Below are 17,087 nucleotides of genomic sequence, written 5' to 3' on the forward strand. Positions count from 1 at the left end.
TAAAGCAGGAGATCTATGGGACGCAAAGTTGTCGTTCTGGCAGCGGTAGGGGCGCTGGCGGGGGCCACGGCTGCTGGCGTTGGTGCATGGTACCTGCTGCAGTCGAGTACACTTGTACTTGAGTCGGACAGGATCGCGCGGATTGCTGTAGCGGAAGAGATCGAGGCTAATGTCAGTTTTGCCGAAGCGGCATCGATACAGTTCGCCGAAGAGTTCTCGGTGGGCGCTTCTATCGATTCTGAGGTGGAAGTCCCTATCGAGAGTACCTTCTCTGTACCGCTGGATTTCGAGCTGACGTTTCCCGTCAGCACCACGATGCGAGTGGACCAGGACTTCGCAGTTTCAATGGATGTTCCGCTTCGGTTTGAGCTGACCCAGGATGACGTACAACTGGGCCGGATGCTTATCGATGTTGATACAGAGGTTAGCATTAATGATGAGGTAGAGATCGAGATGGAGGTGCCTGTAGACGCCACGCTGGCGGCGTTCGGCTTCATGCCTGTTCCCGTCTCGGGCACTATTCCGGTTCGAACCCGCATGCCCATAAACCAGCCGATTCGTATCAAGGATCAGATCGAAGTCAATGTTGCCGATTTCGGCATGGTCGTCGACACAGTGGTACCGCTGACCATGCAGGTGCCTATTCATCAGGATGTGACGGTGAAAGGCGAGGTAACCGGACGGGTCAGGAAGACCATTCAGGTGCCGATTTCGGAGCGGCTAAGGGTACCGATCAAACAGACTGTTCCTGTCAGCCTCCACCTGGCTGAGGGGGTCAAGATCAGAATGGACGATTTCATCCCGACCCGTATCCGCTTTGATCAGCCGCTGCCGGTTCAGGTTCAGTCACTTGAAATAGCGCCTGGTGATCTGCGCCTGATGCAGGATGGCGCCAGGGAGTGATCCGGTCCCGGCCAGCTGGTCAGTCTTCGCCACTCTGGCGAACCAGCGTTGCCAGGTCCAGGCGGTAGATCTGGCTGATGGTGGCGTAAAGCGCCTCATCGGATTGCTGTAAAGCCAGTGGGCGCTCGAAGAAAGTCTCAGTCAGCACCGCAATGAACTCAGCCGGTTCAGTGGAACCGTACGGGTCAATCAGCGTGTCCATGTCCGTCTCGACGGCCTGTTGCAGGGCGGCGAATGCCCGGCTCAACGTCGCGGCTGGTCCCGACTCACCCGCGACCATCGCTGCACTGATACCCTGGTGCTGATCAAACTGGTGCGCAAACTCGTGGAGCACCACGTTAGCAACGGGTTGCTCTCCCGCTTTCCTAGCCGCGAGTTCTGTCTCAATATCATCCCAGGAGAGAATGATCCGGCCCTCTTCCCAGGATTCCCCGAGTCTGATGTCTTCGTCGCTAGCGATAACGACGTCCTGGTCAAACGCGACAACGCCGTCCTGATCAAAAAAGCTGAGCCCGGTCGTGCCGGACGCCGGTACGCGGAAGGCCGACGGATAGAGCAGAATCGCCGTGACGGCGCTGGCGCTGTCGATAGGGTATGCCAGACTCAACAGGCAGGCCTGTGCTGCTATAGTGACGCGGTGCAGGTCTTCCACCTCCTGGCCGTCGCAGCCGTAAAACGCCTTCTCTGCCACAAATATCTTGACCCGCTCCTCCAACAGGTGCCGCGAGTCCGCGCTATAGCAAGCATAGTGGGGAACGGCCTGGGCTATCCATGAGCGCCAGGATGGTGGCATGGGGCTGTTCACCAACGCGCGGCGGCGTTGACGAGGCCTTATGAAAAGCAGGTGGATCGCACCTGCGATGAGCACGACCACTAAAGTCAGATACAGAGCAATGGACAACATGCGCGCCTATACGGTCAGTGAATCGCAAGGCCTGATGAGGCGGTTGCCGGTAGCGTTGCACCATACACCGAGCTTCGGGCATCATCGACGTCCGAGGCGCTCCTGCCTGGCGTCCGCCAGCACGGGTTCGGCAAATGACATTCGCTGGGTGAACCGCCAGTAGATCGTAACATCGAAGGATAGAGCCGCCTACGTGTACATCCTCAACCGGGTTTATTTAATAGTTCTGGTCTTTTTTGTCGGGGCAGCCGTGCCGACGGGGGCACATGCCGAACCGTTGTCTGCCCTGACAGGCGCCCTGGGCACCAGTGGCGCGCCAGCGGAGGAAACTGAAGAGCCAGACCGAGCGCTGGATGCGCAATCTCTCGAAAGGGCAATCGCGCTGCTTGAGGATGAGCAGTCGCGGGAGACCCTGCTAGAGGACCTGCGTGCGTTACAGCAGGGCTTGCAGGCAGAAGAGACGGCCGAGGGCGATGGGCCTGACGGGCTGCTGAGTGCGTTGTCCGTACGGATGGCATGGCTCGGCGATTCGCTCACCCTGGAGCCGACTCTCAATCGCTGGGGACTTCTGTTGGCAACAGCCGGTGAGGACCTGGACTGGTTGCTCAGTGAACCCGAAGGCCGTGCGCGGCTGGTAAAGCAAGCCGGGACCTTTGTTGAAATGATGGCGATCGTCGCGCTTATCACCGTGCTCAGCTGGCGCATCGTCCGTATACCCATCACAAGGGTTGAGCGCCGCGAGCGCCGGGCGCTTGCCGCCAGCATCGCCTGTACGCCCTTCGTCGCGGCCTTTGCCGCTGCGCTGATTGCGCTGCCTCTGCTGGGCGCCACCACGGGCGCTCGCCTGGCGGTGGTCGTGACCTACATTGGTTTGGGGGCGGCTGGGCTCTACATGATCGCGGCGCTTCTGCTGAGCCTGATTGAGCACGGCCGACGACGGCGGCGGCTGGTAGGCATGCTGCTGAAGCGAATCCGACCCTGGTTAATTGCCACCGGCGCAAGCGTTGCAGCCGCAGATGCTCTGTCCAACACGTGGGTGGCGGAACCTCTGGGTAGCGCTCTGCCTGCGGTCTTGTCCACCTGGTTATACCTGCTCACGGCAATGCTGTGCGGTGTGCTGGCCTTCCGCCATCACCGCCTTGCGACCATGACACTCCGGCCCCGGCTCCAGCGGGACAGGCTGAGGTTCTCTCTCTGGCTGACTGCGGGCAGGGTGGCGGCCCGTTCCTGGCAGTGGGCTGTAATGAGCGTCTCCGCGATCTCTTTCCTGGGTATTCTGTTGCTCCAGGGTGAAGAGCAAATGATCCTCCGCGCGGGGGTCATCTCGGCGATTCTCGTGGTCCTTACGACCCTGATAGGCTCGCTCGTCACCGCATCACTCGACCACCTTCGGGTCAAGCTCAAATCGCCGCCTCATCGTTCATACTATCTGGCGGCCTATATGCGCATCGCCAAAGCGGTCGCAATTCTGTTGGTGTCGATCCTTGGCCTTGAACTGATTCTCCTGGCCTGGGGCAGCTCGCTGGGTAATTTCCTCGACAATGTCGTCGGGGATGAGCTTGGGGCCATGCTGGTCTCCGTGCTCATCATCATGTTGCTGGGCGCGCTCGCCTGGGTGACTCTGAAAACCGCCATTGAACGAAAACTGGCGGAGGAGGGGCAGGGCCTGCAGGCCCAGTCCGCCCGCTCGCGCACGTTGCTGCCGCTACTTCGCAGCGTTGGCCTGGTGATCATTCTCGTAACGATGGTTATTGCCCTGCTCTCGGCGCTCGGGGTCAACACAACGCCGTTGCTGGCCGGTGCCGGTGTTCTAGGCCTGGCCATCGGCTTCGGTTCCCAGAAGCTGGTGCAGGATCTCATCACAGGGCTTTTCATCCTGTTCGAGGACACGATCTCGCTCGGCGACTATATCCAGGTCGCCGGTCACGAGGGCATTGTTGAGGGGCTATCGGTCCGCACAGTGCGAATGCGCGACCTCAGCGGCACGCTGCACGCCGTGCCTTTTGGCCAGATCACCTCGGTGCGCAACCTGTCGAAAGACTTTGCCTATGCGCTCATGGATGTCACGGTCGCTTACAGCGAGGACGTGGACCAAATCATCAATGAGCTCGAGGAAATCGGCGAAGAATTGCGTAAAGACCCGGTGCTGGGCTGGGACATTCTTGAGCCGCTGGAAGTTTTTGGCCTCCAGAAGTTCACCCCGGACGGCATGGTGGTGCGGGTGCGTTTCATGACCCGGCCGTTGCGGCAGTGGGATGTCATGCGGGGCTACAACCTGCGCATCAAACGGCGGTTTGACGAACTGGGAATTCAGCTACCGGTCCAGCAGGTGATGGTCCATCAGGCCGAAGGCGCCAACCGGGCCCAGGACAGACCCCATCCGGTGGGCAAGTCGCGCTTCAGTCAGGCCAATGGGCCATTGTCCAGCGACGATATGTGAAAGCTTGATCCGCAGTCTGCCCGGCGGTCCGCCTGATGCAAGGCCGGATTGCCCAATGTCGGACTGAGCCGGGGGAGCCCGACTGATTCTCGACCCTGACTACTGCTAGCCAAGCTGGTGGCGGAAGAACGCCAACTCCTGCTCCAGTGCGTGTTCACGGGTCTGGGCCGCCCGGAAACCATGGCCCTCCTTGGGGTAGTAATGCACCTCGACCTGCAGACCCTGGGCTGACAGGGCCTCGACCATAGTCTCCGTTTGAGCCGGGACTACTACCTGGTCCTGTCCCCCCTGGAAGAAAATCACCGGCGTGCAGATCCGATGGGCATTGGCCAGCGGCGACCGCTCATGGTAGACCTCCGGGTGGTCTGGCCCGGCGATCAACCAGTCCAGATAGCGCGATTCAAAACGATGGGTTGCGCTCCGCAGTGCCCAGGGGTCACTAACACCATAGAGCGAACAGCCACCGAGAAAGCGATCGCTGCGGGCCAGCACCGACAACGTCGTGAAGCCGCCGGCACTGCTACCGCGAATGAAGGCTCGGGCACAATCACACCACTTCAGGCGGTCCAGCTCATCAAGTGCCGCGATTACATCCTCGGCGTCGGCCACGCCCCACTGCTGGTGAAGCAGTTGTCGGTAAGCCCGGCCGTAACCCGAGCTGCCGCGATAGTTCAGATCGGCTACTGCAAAGCCGCGCTGGGTCCAGAACTGGATGAGGGGATTGAACACCGGGTAGGTGGCCGCCGTTGGCCCGCCATGGGTCATGATGATGATCGGGGCCAGCGATGACGCGCCGGCCGCGTCATCGACAGTTGCCGGGTAGAAGAAGCCGTGGCCAGTCGCGCCGCCTGGCACCGGGAAACTGAAAGCCTGCGGCTGCGCGACGGTTGATTCCGCCAGCGGCTGTGTATCACCCGCCAGAACGCGGTGCGCGCCAGTAGCGGGGTCGATCTCCAGTACAGCCGTTGTACGGGTCGGGGAACCGGCAACGCAGTAAAGCTTGTCCTGATGGCTACAGAGGTAACGAAAGAGCGAATACTGGCTCATCAGGCGTCTCGACGTGCCATTCGCGCGGTACTCCATCTGCATCCGACCTTCTTCAAGCCAGCTCAAGGCCAGCTGGCCGTCCTCGAACAGCGCAAACTGGCGGTGGCCAAGCTGGGTAGGCGGCAGCGCGTGGTCCGCCGCGGCCACGTCCACCGCGACCCAGTCGTCGGGTGTGCGCATCCTGTAGGGCTGCCACCAGCCGCCGTGATCGGAGACGCACCAGAGTACGCCACTGGCATCGAATGTTGGCTGCAGCACGGAGTGATCACCGCTGGCCGCAAAGTTGCCAAAGCGCACATCCGAAGGCATGCCATCCGCGAGCACAGCGGTCGCGAGCCGAGAGCGATCCCAGGGCATGTGCGGAAGGGACCATTCAACCCAGGCGGCGCCGGTGCCATCAGTGCTGACCCGGGGCGCTGCGTAGAAGTCAGCACCACTGACGAAAGGTGTGATGCGGCCGGTCTCTGGATCAATCGCGACGATATCCTGGGTCACGACGATCTCGTCAGTCGCTGCGTTGTCCCGGGCCACTGCTTTGCTGTGGCGTTCGCGTACGCAGAGCAGGCGCTGGTAGGCGGTGTCGTAGAACAGATCGCCGAAGCGGCTGGAGCCTTCCCGGGTGAGCGACTCCGGCTGATCGGCGTCGAAGGCCTGCCGGAAGATCTGCTGGGTTTTATCGTCGACATAGAAGGCCGCCGCGGGGCCAAGGCAGAAAGCACCGCCGCCGTACTCATTAACGCGCGAACGAATGCTTCGCTCCGGCGGGCTGAATGGCTGTGCCCGTGATTCACCTTGGCCGCTCTTACAGTGGCTCAGAAACTGCGACGCTGTGGCCGGATCGTATTCCAGCCAGAAAACGCCGGCATCGCTGGCCATGACTTCGGCGTATTCCCGCGCCGCTGCTACTGCATGGGCTGCGTCAAAGCGCCATTCGTTGGGTTGTGTCTGGGCTTGAGCAGCGCGCGGGCGGTCAGTTGGTCCGGAAGAAGGTGCGGGACGTTCGCTCATTGCGGTATACCAGCTCGGTTTGGGTACTGTAAGCAGCGGCATCCCGCTTACGGACGTGTTCCAGGTGGTGCGGTGACTTGCTGCAGATGGGGTCGGCCTGGGTCATGTCGCCGGTCATCATATAAGCCTGGCAGCGGCAACCGCCGAAGTCCTTGGTTTTCTCGTCGCAGGAACTGCAGGGCTCGGGCATCCAGTCGAAGCCGCGAAACCGGTTGAAACCGAACGAATCGTACCAGATGGAACGAACGCTCTGCTCCTGCACGCGGGGGAACTGGATCGGCAGCATGCGCGCGCTGTGGCATGGCAGCGCGGTGCCGTCGGGCGTGACTGTGAGAAAAAGACTGCCCCAGCCATTCATGCAGGCTTTGGGGCGTTCTTCGTAATAATCCGGCACTACAAAAATGAGCTTCATGGGGTGATTATCGGCGGCCAGCCGCTCGCGCCAGCGTTGGGTGACCGCTTCGGCTTCGGCCAACTGTTCCCGGGTGGGCAACAGCGCGGAGACATTCTCGTGAGCCCAGCCATAGTACTGGCAGGTTGCGAGCTCGACATAGTCTGCTTCCAGTTCGAGGCAAAGCTCGATAATGCGGTCAACCTGATCGATATTGTGTCGATGGGTTACAAAATTCAGCACCATGGGGTAGCCCTGGCGCTTGATCTCGCGGGCCATGGCCAGCTTCTGCTGGAACGCCTTGCGGGATCCGGCGAGCATGTTGTTGACCGTTTCATCCGAGGCCTGGAAACTCACCTGGATATGATCCATGCCAGCCTCTTTCAGCCCGGCGACACGGTCCGCTGTCAGGCCTATTCCGGACGTGATGAGGTTGGTGTAATAGCCCAGTTCGCGGGCTTCTTTCACCAGGATTTCCAGGTCCTGCCGTACCAGGGGCTCACCGCCTGAGAAGCCGAGCTGGGCGGCGCCCAGTTCGCGGGCCTCACGCAGGACTTTGAGCCAACCCTCCGTATCGAGCTCCTGCTTGTGCTGGGCGAAATCCAGCGGGTTGGAGCAGTAGGGACACTGCAGAGGACAGCGGTAAGTCAGCTCAGCCAGCAGCCAGAAAGGAGGACCGACCGGCTTCTCAGCGGTATTCGATCCAGTGCTCACCATGGGCATTCTCCAGGAATTCGATGATGTCCTCCTCAATGCCGGGGACGTCGGGGAAGCGTTCGCTCAGGCGTGTGACCAGATCAGCCACGGTGCGTTCCCCGTCGACAAGGGCCAGAATTTCGCCAGCGCTGTCGTTGAGTTTCACCATACCCTCGGGGTAAAGCAGCACCCGGCAACCCTGCGCGGGCTCAAACTGCAGCCGGAATCCCGGGCGTATCCCCGGTACGGTATCAGGCGTGGGCTTCATCCCAGTCCCCGATGGTATACGCGCTGGTCAGTCACCGTGTGGTAGGGCGGCCGTTGAAGCTCGTAGGCCATGGCCATGGCGTCGAGCATGGTCCAGAGGATGTCCAGCTTGAACTGCAGGATATTGAGGGCTCTGTCCTGCTCTGCCCGGGTCGTGCAGGTCTCAAGCGCGATGCGCAAACCGTGCTCGACATCCCGTCGTGCTTCGGACAGCCTTTTGCGGAAATACTGATAGCCCTCTTCGCCTATCCAGGGATAGTGGCCTGGCCAGGAATCCAGCCGCGACTGATGAATAGCCGGCGCGAACAGCTCTGTCAGCGATGAAACCGCCGCATCGCGCCAATGGCTGCGGCGGGCAAAATTGACGTAGGCGTCGACAGCAAATCTTACGCCGGGCAGCACATGCTCCTGTGATAGCAGTTCGCCCCGGCTCAGTCCCACCGCTTCGCCCAGCCGCAGCCAGGCTTCGATGCCACCTTCATCTTCACCATAACCATCGTGGTCCAGAATCCGCTGAACCCAGTGTTTGCGTACTTGCGCATCGGCACAGTTGGCCAGTATCGCCGCGTCTTTGAGCGGGATGTTAACTTGATAGTAGAACCGGTTGGCGACCCAGCCCTGTATCTGCTCGCGCGTCGCAGAGCCTTCATACATGGCGCGGTGGTAGGGATGATGGATATGGTAAAGACGGCCCTTGTCGCGAATGGCCTGCTCGAATTCCTGCGTTGAAAGCGGCGTCTGTCGTTCCGTTGCAGCGGTCGCCATGGAAAACCTCAAAGGCTGATGCTCATCCCGTCGAAAGCCACCTCTATCCCGTGCTCGTCCAGCAGCGCGCGCTCGGGGCTTTCTTCGTTCAGGATGGGGTTGGTGTTGTTGATGTGGATCAGAATTTTTCGCGGCCCGGTCAGCCCGTCCAGAAATGTCACCATACCGCCTTCACCGCCCTGGGCCAGGTGACCCATGTCCTGGCCCCGACGGGTTCCGGCACGGGCTCTTAGCATTTCATCATCGTTCCAGACCGTGCCGTCCACCAGCAGGCAGTCCGCTTCTGCCATCAGATTGCGGGTGCTGTCTTCAATCTTACCCAGGCCGGGCGCATAGAGCAGCACACCGCCTGTTCTGGAATCCCGGATCCGCAGCGCAATATTGTCGCCGGGATGGGTATTGTCACGCCGCGGCGAATAAGGTGGCGCGTTGCTGAGAATGGGTATGGCTGTGAACTCAAGCTCCGGCACATTCTCAACCACAAACACCCGGTCCTGTTCGTCGATGCCGATTCGCTGTCGCTTGAGCCCGCCGTTCCAATGCTCAAGCATTTTGAAAATCGGGAATCCCGTGGACAGGTCCTCGTAGACCTGATCGGTACAGTAAATGGTGTGGGGACAGCCTTCCCGCAGCATCAGCAGCCCGGTGGCGTGGTCTATCTGGCTGTCCACCAGGACGATACCGTTAATTGCCGTGTCGCGGACTGCGCGGCCAGGCTGAAGCGGTGGGAAGTCGAGGATCTGCTGGCGGATGTCCGGTGACGTATTGATGAGTATCCAGCGCACGCCGTCCGGGCTAACCGCGATAGACGACTGCGTCCGGGCTTGGGCCTTGATAGTGCCTTCCCGAAGACCCCGGCAGTTATTGCAATTACAGTTCCACTGGGGGAAGCCACCACCAGCCGCTGAGCCGAGGATCTGAATGTGCATGGGCCTCCTCCGGAGAAAAGCTGGAATATCAGGGACAGCTCAAAATAAAACCCCGGTGCATCGGGCAGACCGGGGTTTTGCTACGAACCGTGTTGAACGGGTTAGCGGTTTGCGAAATACATGGTGACTTCGAAACCGATTCGCAGATCCTCATAGGCTGGCTTGGTCCACATAGAGTCTTCCTCCTGAAGTTGGAAAATCCGGACCGGCACACGGTCCTGTCCCAATCATGCGCATACAGAGGCCCTGATGCAAGGCTCGCCTGTTGCCGGGAAAGGCCTCTGGAATTGACGCAACCAGCCGTTCAACAGGGCTAACACGAGGCCTGTTCGACAGTGGTACACTGCACTGCGTTTGTACACACACGGCTTGCGTATAGAGGAGTCAAAGAGTGAACACCGCATCCATTGAGGTTGAAAATGTCCGGTTTCACTACGGCCGCCGCCGGGCTCTTGATGATATAACCTTCACACTGGTGTCAGGCGCTTTTAATGCTTTGCTGGGCCCGAACGGGGCCGGCAAGACCACGCTGTTTGGCCTGATTACCCGTCTGTTATCACTGCAGCAAGGGGATATCAGGGTGGACGGTCAGTCCATGAGCAAGCATCCGGCCCGGGTGATGCGCCAACTGGGCGTAGTGTTCCAGCAAAGCACCCTCGACCTGGATCTGACCGTAGCGCAAAATCTCCATTACCACGCCGCCCTTCACGGCATGTCGCGCGTCCGGGCCCGCGAAAGGATCCAGGTGGAACTAGAACGCTTCGCCATGGCCGACCGGGCCGGTGAAAAGGTCCGCAAACTGAACGGCGGCCATAGGCGGCGTGTTGAAGTAGCCCGCGCCCTGCTTCATGAGCCGCGCATCCTGCTGCTTGACGAACCGACGGTCGGGCTTGACCCGAAGACGCGGCGGGAACTGAACGACCACGTGCACGAGCTCAGTCATGAGCAGGGACTGACAGTGGTCTGGGCGACTCATCTGATCGATGAAGTACGACCGGACGATAACGTGATTATCATTCACGAAGGCCGGATTCTGGCCCATGCCAGCAGTCATGAAGTTTGCCGCGATCTGGGCAGCCCCGACCTCGTTTCAGCATTCGCGCACCTGACCGGAGATGTCGAGGCGGCCGCGCTGTGAATCGTCCTCTCTCCTCATACGGCGCCTGCTTCCGTGGCATTCTGGAGCGGGAGGTGTTGCGCTTTCTCAACCAGCGGGCACGCTTTTTCAGTGCGTTGGTCCGGCCGCTGCTCTGGCTGGCCGTTTTTGCCGCGGGGTTCCGCTCGGTTCTGGGCGTCTCTATCATTCCGCCTTACCAGACCTACATCACCTACGAAAGCTACGTCGCGCCGGGCCTGTGTGGCATGATCCTTCTGTTCAATGGCATGCAGAGCGCGCTTTCGATGGTCTATGACCGCGAAATGGGAAGCATGCGGGTCATGTTGATGAGCCCCTTGCCACGCGGCTTTCTTCTTTTCTCCCGATTGATGGCAATTGCGCTGGTTTCTGTCCTGCAGGCCGCAGCGTTCCTTGCAATTGCGCGCCTGTTCTCGGTAACGCCGCCCTGGCAGGGTTACCTTTGGGTTTTTCCCGCGTTCATGCTGGTTGCTGTCATGCTGGGCGCCCTGGGGCTAGTGCTGGCGTCCTGGATCAAGGTGCTGGAAAACTTCGCTGGCGTCATGAATTTTGTTATCTTTCCTCTCTTCTTCTTGTCGTCTGCGCTCTACCCTCTCTGGAAACTGCGCGAGTCGAACGAGTGGATTTACTGGCTGAGTACGGTCAATCCTTTTACACACGCGGTCGAACTGATCCGCTTCAGCCTGTACGGCCAATGGAACAGTCTGGCGTTAGGGGTAACGCTGGGCGCAACTACGATCCTGTTGCTGCTCGCAGTTACGGGGTTTCAACCCGAGCGTATGAGCAAGGCACGGCCCGGGCCTGGCTGAGCCTTGGCGACCGGGGAACAGCGTGTTCAACCTGTAAACAGACAGTAACGGAGATGGCTAGCGTGAAGAACGACGGCAATGGTTGGTCGGTCAGCCTCGATCAGGCTACAGCGGTGCACGAGAGCGGCTTCAGGCTGACGTTCACGGGCCATCCGAGCACCCGTAATTTTGATATTCAGCCTTCCGGAATGCCGGCATCCATGGAAGCCCTTGAATGGGCACGGCTGTTACGGCAGGGCACGGACCTGTACCGGCAGGCGTTCGGGGATGACGACGGCAGTTTCGAACCGCCCCGTGGCGCAGTCGAAGCAGCGCCCAAAAAGCCCGTGATCACCGTCAAGCGTCGACGCCAGGTCAACCCGTAGGCTCGATGAAGACCTGTGGAGACAATGCGGGCGCAATAGAACGGCCGGCACTGCTCCGAAACGGCACTTTACGCCGGTGGACCTGCCACCCTCGTTCCGGTGATAAGCAAGGATCGCGACCCCGACGACTATCAGGAGGCCAGGCATGAGTGACAAAACTCAATCGGGACACCCCCAGCTTGAAGAAGAACGCTGGGTCGAAGCCAACGGGCTTGAGTTCTGCTATGAGGAGACCGGCCCCACCGATGGCGAACCGCTCGTCCTGATTATGGGGTTGGCTGCGCAAATGACGTTGTGGCCTAACGAATTGCTGGAACAGTACCGCAAGGCCGGCTTCCGGGTAATCCGCTTCGATAACCGGGACATTGGGCGGTCCAGCGAAGACGCCGGACGGCTCAAAGGCAATCCGCTTGCGGCCATGCTGCGTTTTCGCGCCGGACGCCGTGTACCGGCGCCCTATACGCTGCATGACATGGCCCGGGACACCGCAGCGTTTATTGAGGCATTGGGCCTGGATTCCGCCCATGTGGTCGGTGCGTCCATGGGTGGCATGATCGCTCAACTGCTGGCGGCCGAGTACCCGCAACGGGTCAAATCCCTCAGCCTGATAATGACTTCACCCAATACCCCTAATCTGCCCATGCCTGACTGGCGTATCATCTGGTGCCTCAACGGCGCCAACATCAAAGGGCACGACGAGGAAGCTGCCCTCGCCCGTTCCATGAAAATGTGGCAGGCCATACAGAGCCCAGCCTTCCCCCTTGAGACTGACGACCTGACCTCACGCATCCGCGCGGACTACCGGCGTAGCTACCGTCCCTGGGGCATTCTCAGGCAGATGCGTGCCATTCTGGCCACAGGTGACCTTTCATCCCAGGCCGTACGAATCGCGGCGCCTACCCAGATTATTCACGGCGCGGACGACCGGCTGATCAAACCCAAGGCAGCGCGACGGCTGGCCAAGCTGATACCCGACAGTCGCCTGGCTATCGTACCAGGCATGGCTCATGACCTTCCTTTGCCGCTGATCGACCAGATTGCCCGATACACCGCCGACCTCGCGGCCGACGCCAAATCGGGTGCGACCCGGCGCAAGAATGCAGGCTGATAGCCGTCGGTGACGGCGCAAGGATGCACGCGTCCATCTCGAGGCTTCGGCGCGTATGCAGCGCGAACGACCCAGGTTGCCAATTCTTAAATTCCCTCGGACGCCTTCAGTCGTCCACACTGGCGCCTGCGGATTTTCTGCATACTTTCTGCACTAGGTGTAAGTCATTTTGTGCCAGTAATTGGAGGACCGATATGGATATCTTGCGTCTGATTCTTGCTATTCTTCTGCCGCCTTTAGGCGTATTTCTGCAGGTAGGTATAGGCCTGCATTTCTGGATCAACATCCTTCTGACCATACTCGGCTATATACCGGGCATCATCCACGCTGTCTGGATCATCGCCAAAAAGTAGCGCCAGCCACGGCGTCGCCGGGAGGTCCCGGCGGCCCGCGCTCTGCCCCCGAGCTTCAAGCCCTTCCTTCGCTTTTTGCGAGAATGCCTTTTGCCAACACAGTAGCCCCATGGGCGAGTTTTACCATCGTTGAGAACCATTATTATTAGCGTTAAGATAAGCGCCTGTTATCCCGCAGCATTGGAGGCGGCTCATGCTGCCAAAGCTTCACCCAGGCAACGCTTATGTTTGACGTCGACGGCGTCAGTTTTTCGGTTGACGGCACCGTGCTGCTCCACCCCACCAGGCTGAACCTGGGCGAAGGGAAGGTATACGGGCTGATCGGGCACAACGGTTCCGGAAAGTCGACGCTGCTGAAACTGCTTGCCCAGCAACAGCCGCCAACCGGTGGTCACATTCAACTCGACGGGCGCTCTCTTGCAGACTGGGGCTCGCGGGAGTTCGCCCGTAATGTCGCCTACCTGCCCCAGCGCCTACCTTCGGCCGAGAACCTTACCGGTCGCGAGCTGGTGGCTTTTGGACGGTTTCCGTGGCGCGGCCTGCTGGGCCGTCTCACTGCAGAAGATCATCGCCGAATTGATAACGCGCTAGCGCTCACCCATACGGAACCGTTTGCTGACCGCCTGGTGGATACACTCTCCGGCGGCGAACGCCAGCGAGTCTGGCTAGCGATGCTGTTGGCCCAGGGAAGTCGCTTCCTGCTGCTGGACGAGCCTCTGGCAGCTTTGGATATGGCGCACCAGGTTGAGGTCCTTGAGTTGATTCGTAAGCTGTGCGCAGAGATAGGGGTGGGCGTGATCATTGTACTGCACGATATTAATCTCGCCGCCCGGTATTGCGATCAGTTAGTGGCGTTGCGAAGGGGCAGCGTTCTCGCCCGCGGCGTACCGCAGGAACTGATGAATGCGAAGACGCTTGAAGCGATCTATGAGTTGCCTATGCAAGTCATGGCGCACCCTCGTAATGGTTATCCGGTGGCCCTGCTCGAGTGATGACATTTCCTCGGGTTCTCCTGTGCGCTGTCATCAGTCTGTTGCTCCTTGCTCTGGCGGCTGTCCCGCAGGCGGGTATGGCCGCCTCGGACAACGGCAATGGCCAGGCTAATGAAAACGGGCGTGGTGACAATGGCCAGCCCCGACTGCTGGTCCTGGATTGGACAACGCTTGAGACGCTGGTGGCACTGGGCCACCCGCCAGTCGGGGCAGCTGATCTTGAAGGTTATACCACCTGGGTGGGCGAGATGCCTTTGCCGCCCGGCGTGGTCGATATCGGGCTACGTACCCAGCCGAACCTGGAGCTACTGAGCCAACTTCAGCCCGACCGTTTCCTCGTACCTCCCATGTTCGCGAGTCTCTCGCCGGTGCTTTCCCGCATAGCACCGGTTGATGTTCTGGCCCTGTATTCCGCGGAGGGCCCGCTGTGGCAGCGGCTGCGTCAGTTCACTCACGCGGTCGCCCGGCGAACCGCTGAACCGCATTCTGCCGGGGATCTGATTCAGAGGGTCGAGTCCCGGTTGAACAGCATCGCCGACGCGCTGCCCGAAAATGTACCGCCATTGCTGGTGGTGCAGTTTATGGACGACCGTCACGTGAGGGTGTTCGGCGAGCACAGCCTCTATAGCGCCGTGCTCGACCGGCTGGGCCTGGAAACAGCCTGGCGTGGCAACACTCATTATTGGGGCTTTTCCCTTGTCGGCATCGAAGCGCTGGCTGAACCAGCCAACCTGGTCGACGGCAATGTTCGGCTGGTAGTAGTCGAGCCGGTGCCGCCCGGCGTGCGGGAACAGTTGCGGCGCGAAGGCCTGTGGCGCTCTTTGCCTGCTGTTTCGCGAAATGACGTATTGACGGTACCGCCGGCCTGGAGCTTCGGGGGCCTCCCGTCCGCCCTGCGTTTCGCCGAACTACTCGCTGCGGAGCTCGGGCCGTGAACATGTCGACGAACCATAACTCTGCTACAGGTCGGGACGCAGTTGTCGCTGGCAGGGCCGGAGGTCGCTTGCTGAGCCCGGCCCGCATCTGTGGTCTGCTGGGTCTGCTCGCACTGATGCTCGGGGTCACTGGTATGGCACCTGCGCTTTCCCTGCCTGAGAACTTGAGCGCGCTCTGGACAATGACCGAGAAACCGGCCAGCGCGCTGATGCACTTCAGCTGGTGGCCTCGCCTGAGCGTGGCACTCATGGCCGGCAGTGCGCTGGCTGTGGCCGGTGTGCTACTGCAGCAGGTACTGCGTAATCCGCTGGCATCGCCCACGACGCTTGGCGTCGCCACCGGCGCCAACCTGGCCCTGGCGCTTGCAACACTGTTTGCGCCGGCGTTGCTGGTTGCCGGCCGTGAGTGGGTCGCGCTCAGCGGCGGCGCTGCAGCCATGGGGCTTGTTTTCGTGCTGTCCTGGCGTCGGCAGCTGGCGCCGATGGTGGTCATCCTGGCCGGGCTGGTGGTCAACCTTTACCTGGGCGCGGTTGGCACTGTCCTGCTGCTGTTTCACCCCGAAGAGCTGGGCGGGCTGCTGCTCTGGGGGGCCGGTTCGCTCAGCCAGAACAACTGGGACGATGCCATGTTTCTCTGGCCCCGGCTTTTGGGTGCGGGTGTCCTGGCTGTCGTTCTGGTAAAACCCCTGACCATTCTCGAACTTGACGATGCCAGCGCCCGAAGCCTTGGTGTCTCGCTGCGCTACTTGCGGTTGGCCAGTATGGCGCTGGCGGTTTTTTTAACTGCCGTGGTCGTGAGCGCCGTTGGCATTATTGGTTTCATCGGTTTGGCGGCGCCGGCCATTGTGCGCTTGCTGGGCGCGCGCCGCTTGGCCGCCCGGCTGGGCTGGTCTGCCCTGCTGGGTGCGCTGCTGCTTCTGGTCACCGACCAGCTGCTCCAGCGCCTGCCGGGCTTGACCGCGACCCTGATACCCACCGGTGCGGTTACAGCTGCCCTCGGCGCACCGCTGCTGCTCTGGCTGATACCCCGGCTTCGGCTTGTGTCGGACAAACCCCATGCAGTCCAAGGCCTGGGGCCGCGCCACGATTCGCCCGGGCGGCTCATCGCCCTCCTCGGCATCGGCTTGTCAGTCTGTTTCGCGCTCGCGCTGCTGGTGGGTCAGGGCGTGGAAGGTTGGCACTGGGGCCCGGTCGGAACTACAGGCTGGGATTTACTGCAATGGCGCCTGCCCCGGGCCCTTGCGGCAGCTGCAGCCGGACTGCTGCTGGCGGTGGCCGGCGTTCTGATGCAGCGGGTGACAGGCAACGCCATGGCCAGCCCGGAAGTGCTCGGCATCAGTGGCGGTACGGCGATGGGCTTTATCGCGGCGATTTATCTGCTGCCAGGGGCGAGCCAGCTGCTCATGGTTGCTATCGGTGCATTGGGCGCTCTGGCCAGCCTGGGCGTACTGATCGGGCTTAACCGGCGCAGCGGCTTTGTTCCCGAGCGGGTTTTACTGACAGGTATCGCCATTACGGCCCTGTTTGAAGCCGTGCGTACCTTTGTGCTGGCTGGTGGCGATCCCCGCGGCAAGCAGGTGATCGCCTGGATGTCGGGCTCGACCTACTATGTCGAACTGGGCTCGGCGCTGGGCGTACTGCTTGCCGCGCTGGTGCTGGTAGCCCTGGCGCGGCCGTTTTCCCGCTGGCTGGATCTGCTACCCCTCGGTGCCCCTACAGCCCGGGCGCTGGGCGTTGACGTCACGAAAAGCCGGCTTGCGCTGCTGGGGCTTGCTGCCGTGATGACCGCCGCGGCCACCCTGGTCATCGGGCCCTTGAGCTTCGTTGGCCTGCTGGCGCCGCATCTGGCGCGAATGCTGGGATTTCACTCTGCTCGATTGCATCTGTGGGGTGCAGCCTTATGCGGCGCGATACTGATGGTGCTGGCGGACTGGATCGGCCGGCAGGTCCTGTTTCCACAGGAGATTCCGGCCGGCCTGGTAGCGTCGCTGGTGGGGGGCGCGTACTTTATGTGGGGACTGCGGCGCTTATAGGCGGACG

The 17,087-nt window shown here is 61.0% G+C and carries 17 protein-coding genes; 10 read left to right on the plus strand and 7 right to left on the minus strand.

Going from position 1 to position 17,087, the window contains the following annotated elements; translation table 11 throughout:
* Positions 1 to 15 precede the first annotated feature (15 nt).
* Positions 16 to 903 carry a hypothetical protein gene (locus tag soil367_RS00300; RefSeq protein ID WP_136545809.1) on the plus strand — a complete coding sequence of 296 codons (888 nt, stop codon included), beginning with the start codon at positions 16 to 18 and terminating at the stop codon, positions 901 to 903.
* 19 nt (positions 904 to 922) lie between these two features.
* Here soil367_RS00300 and soil367_RS00305 read toward each other — a convergent pair whose 3' ends face one another.
* Entirely contained in the window at positions 923 to 1,807 is an 885-nt protein-coding gene (locus soil367_RS00305; RefSeq protein ID WP_136545811.1) for a M90 family metallopeptidase, read from the minus strand.
* Between the two features lie 193 nt (positions 1,808 to 2,000).
* Between soil367_RS00305 and soil367_RS00310 the strand changes: the two genes are divergently transcribed.
* Positions 2,001 to 4,247 carry a mechanosensitive ion channel domain-containing protein gene (locus tag soil367_RS00310; RefSeq protein WP_136545813.1) on the plus strand — a complete coding sequence of 749 codons (2,247 nt, stop codon included), beginning with the start codon at positions 2,001 to 2,003 and terminating at the stop codon, positions 4,245 to 4,247.
* A 105-nt stretch (positions 4,248 to 4,352) separates the two neighbouring features.
* Here soil367_RS00310 and soil367_RS00315 read toward each other — a convergent pair whose 3' ends face one another.
* The 6 genes from soil367_RS00315 to pqqA all read right to left on the minus strand — a co-directional run bounded on the left by soil367_RS00315 (position 4,353) and on the right by pqqA (position 9,523).
* A complete protein-coding gene (locus soil367_RS00315; protein ID WP_172962225.1) occupies positions 4,353 to 6,302 on the minus strand; it encodes an alpha/beta hydrolase family protein in 1,950 nt (649 codons plus the stop codon).
* A complete protein-coding gene (gene pqqE / locus soil367_RS00320; RefSeq protein ID WP_136545818.1) occupies positions 6,265 to 7,410 on the minus strand; it encodes a pyrroloquinoline quinone biosynthesis protein PqqE in 1,146 nt (381 codons plus the stop codon). Before pqqE ends, soil367_RS00315 begins: the two co-directional genes overlap by 38 nt.
* Complete coding sequence (gene pqqD / locus soil367_RS00325; protein WP_136545820.1) at positions 7,382 to 7,657, minus strand: pyrroloquinoline quinone biosynthesis peptide chaperone PqqD; 276 nt, start codon at positions 7,655 to 7,657, stop codon at positions 7,382 to 7,384. Before pqqD ends, pqqE begins: the two co-directional genes overlap by 29 nt.
* Complete coding sequence (gene pqqC / locus soil367_RS00330; RefSeq protein ID WP_136545822.1) at positions 7,654 to 8,421, minus strand: pyrroloquinoline-quinone synthase PqqC; 768 nt, start codon at positions 8,419 to 8,421, stop codon at positions 7,654 to 7,656. Before pqqC ends, pqqD begins: the two co-directional genes overlap by 4 nt.
* Positions 8,422 to 8,429: 8 nt before the next feature.
* Positions 8,430 to 9,350, minus strand: coding sequence for a pyrroloquinoline quinone biosynthesis protein PqqB (gene pqqB / locus soil367_RS00335; RefSeq protein WP_136545824.1), 921 nt, complete (start codon positions 9,348 to 9,350; stop codon positions 8,430 to 8,432).
* Positions 9,351 to 9,451: 101 nt separating this feature from the next.
* A complete protein-coding gene (pqqA, locus tag soil367_RS00340) occupies positions 9,452 to 9,523 on the minus strand; it encodes a pyrroloquinoline quinone precursor peptide PqqA (RefSeq protein WP_007153157.1) in 72 nt (23 codons plus the stop codon).
* Positions 9,524 to 9,741: 218 nt separating this feature from the next.
* Between pqqA and soil367_RS00345 the strand changes: the two genes are divergently transcribed.
* From soil367_RS00345 to fhuB, 8 genes are all read left to right on the plus strand, one after another.
* Complete coding sequence (locus soil367_RS00345) at positions 9,742 to 10,488, plus strand: ABC transporter ATP-binding protein (RefSeq protein ID WP_136545826.1); 747 nt, start codon at positions 9,742 to 9,744, stop codon at positions 10,486 to 10,488.
* A complete protein-coding gene (locus soil367_RS00350) occupies positions 10,485 to 11,294 on the plus strand; it encodes an ABC transporter permease (protein ID WP_136545828.1) in 810 nt (269 codons plus the stop codon). The genes soil367_RS00345 and soil367_RS00350 overlap by 4 nt, the downstream gene beginning before the upstream one ends.
* A 62-nt stretch (positions 11,295 to 11,356) precedes the next feature.
* On the plus strand, positions 11,357 to 11,659 hold the full coding sequence (locus soil367_RS00355; protein ID WP_136545830.1) for a hypothetical protein: 303 nt from the start codon (positions 11,357 to 11,359) through the stop codon (positions 11,657 to 11,659).
* 145 nt (positions 11,660 to 11,804) lie between these two features.
* Positions 11,805 to 12,767 carry an alpha/beta fold hydrolase gene (locus soil367_RS00360; protein ID WP_136545832.1) on the plus strand — a complete coding sequence of 321 codons (963 nt, stop codon included), beginning with the start codon at positions 11,805 to 11,807 and terminating at the stop codon, positions 12,765 to 12,767.
* A 194-nt stretch (positions 12,768 to 12,961) separates the two neighbouring features.
* Positions 12,962 to 13,120 carry a YqaE/Pmp3 family membrane protein gene (locus tag soil367_RS00365; RefSeq protein ID WP_136545834.1) on the plus strand — a complete coding sequence of 53 codons (159 nt, stop codon included), beginning with the start codon at positions 12,962 to 12,964 and terminating at the stop codon, positions 13,118 to 13,120.
* A 224-nt stretch (positions 13,121 to 13,344) separates the two neighbouring features.
* Positions 13,345 to 14,112, plus strand: a complete 768-nt coding sequence (locus tag soil367_RS00370; RefSeq protein WP_136545836.1) for an ATP-binding cassette domain-containing protein — start codon at positions 13,345 to 13,347, stop codon at positions 14,110 to 14,112.
* Entirely contained in the window at positions 14,112 to 15,047 is a 936-nt protein-coding gene (locus tag soil367_RS00375) for an ABC transporter substrate-binding protein (protein ID WP_246065638.1), read from the plus strand. Before soil367_RS00370 ends, soil367_RS00375 begins: the two co-directional genes overlap by 1 nt.
* A gap of 2 nt (positions 15,048 to 15,049) precedes the next feature.
* On the plus strand, positions 15,050 to 17,080 hold the full coding sequence (gene fhuB / locus soil367_RS00380; RefSeq protein ID WP_136550448.1) for a Fe(3+)-hydroxamate ABC transporter permease FhuB: 2,031 nt from the start codon (positions 15,050 to 15,052) through the stop codon (positions 17,078 to 17,080).
* The last annotated feature ends 7 nt before the right edge of the window (positions 17,081 to 17,087 follow it).

Source organism: Hydrocarboniclastica marina, assembly GCF_004851605.1.
GTDB classification, from domain to species: Bacteria; Pseudomonadota; Gammaproteobacteria; order Pseudomonadales; family Oleiphilaceae; genus Hydrocarboniclastica; species Hydrocarboniclastica marina.

Coding starts and splice junctions, on each gene's coding strand:
- soil367_RS00365 (WP_136545834.1), top strand. CDS start 12,962: ATGGATATCTTGCGTCTGATTCTTGCTATTCTTCTGCCGCCTTTAGGC.
- soil367_RS00375 (WP_246065638.1), top strand. CDS start 14,112: ATGACATTTCCTCGGGTTCTCCTGTGCGCTGTCATCAGTCTGTTGCTC.
- soil367_RS00370 (WP_136545836.1), top strand. CDS start 13,345: ATGTTTGACGTCGACGGCGTCAGTTTTTCGGTTGACGGCACCGTGCTG.
- soil367_RS00360 (WP_136545832.1), top strand. CDS start 11,805: ATGAGTGACAAAACTCAATCGGGACACCCCCAGCTTGAAGAAGAACGC.
- fhuB (WP_136550448.1), top strand. CDS start 15,050: ATGTCGACGAACCATAACTCTGCTACAGGTCGGGACGCAGTTGTCGCT.
- pqqD (WP_136545820.1), bottom strand. CDS start 7,657: ATGAAGCCCACGCCTGATACCGTACCGGGGATACGCCCGGGATTCCGG.
- pqqE (WP_136545818.1), bottom strand. CDS start 7,410: ATGGTGAGCACTGGATCGAATACCGCTGAGAAGCCGGTCGGTCCTCCT.
- pqqB (WP_136545824.1), bottom strand. CDS start 9,350: ATGCACATTCAGATCCTCGGCTCAGCGGCTGGTGGTGGCTTCCCCCAG.
- soil367_RS00315 (WP_172962225.1), bottom strand. CDS start 6,302: ATGAGCGAACGTCCCGCACCTTCTTCCGGACCAACTGACCGCCCGCGC.
- soil367_RS00300 (WP_136545809.1), top strand. CDS start 16: ATGGGACGCAAAGTTGTCGTTCTGGCAGCGGTAGGGGCGCTGGCGGGG.
- pqqC (WP_136545822.1), bottom strand. CDS start 8,421: ATGGCGACCGCTGCAACGGAACGACAGACGCCGCTTTCAACGCAGGAA.
- soil367_RS00305 (WP_136545811.1), bottom strand. CDS start 1,807: ATGTTGTCCATTGCTCTGTATCTGACTTTAGTGGTCGTGCTCATCGCA.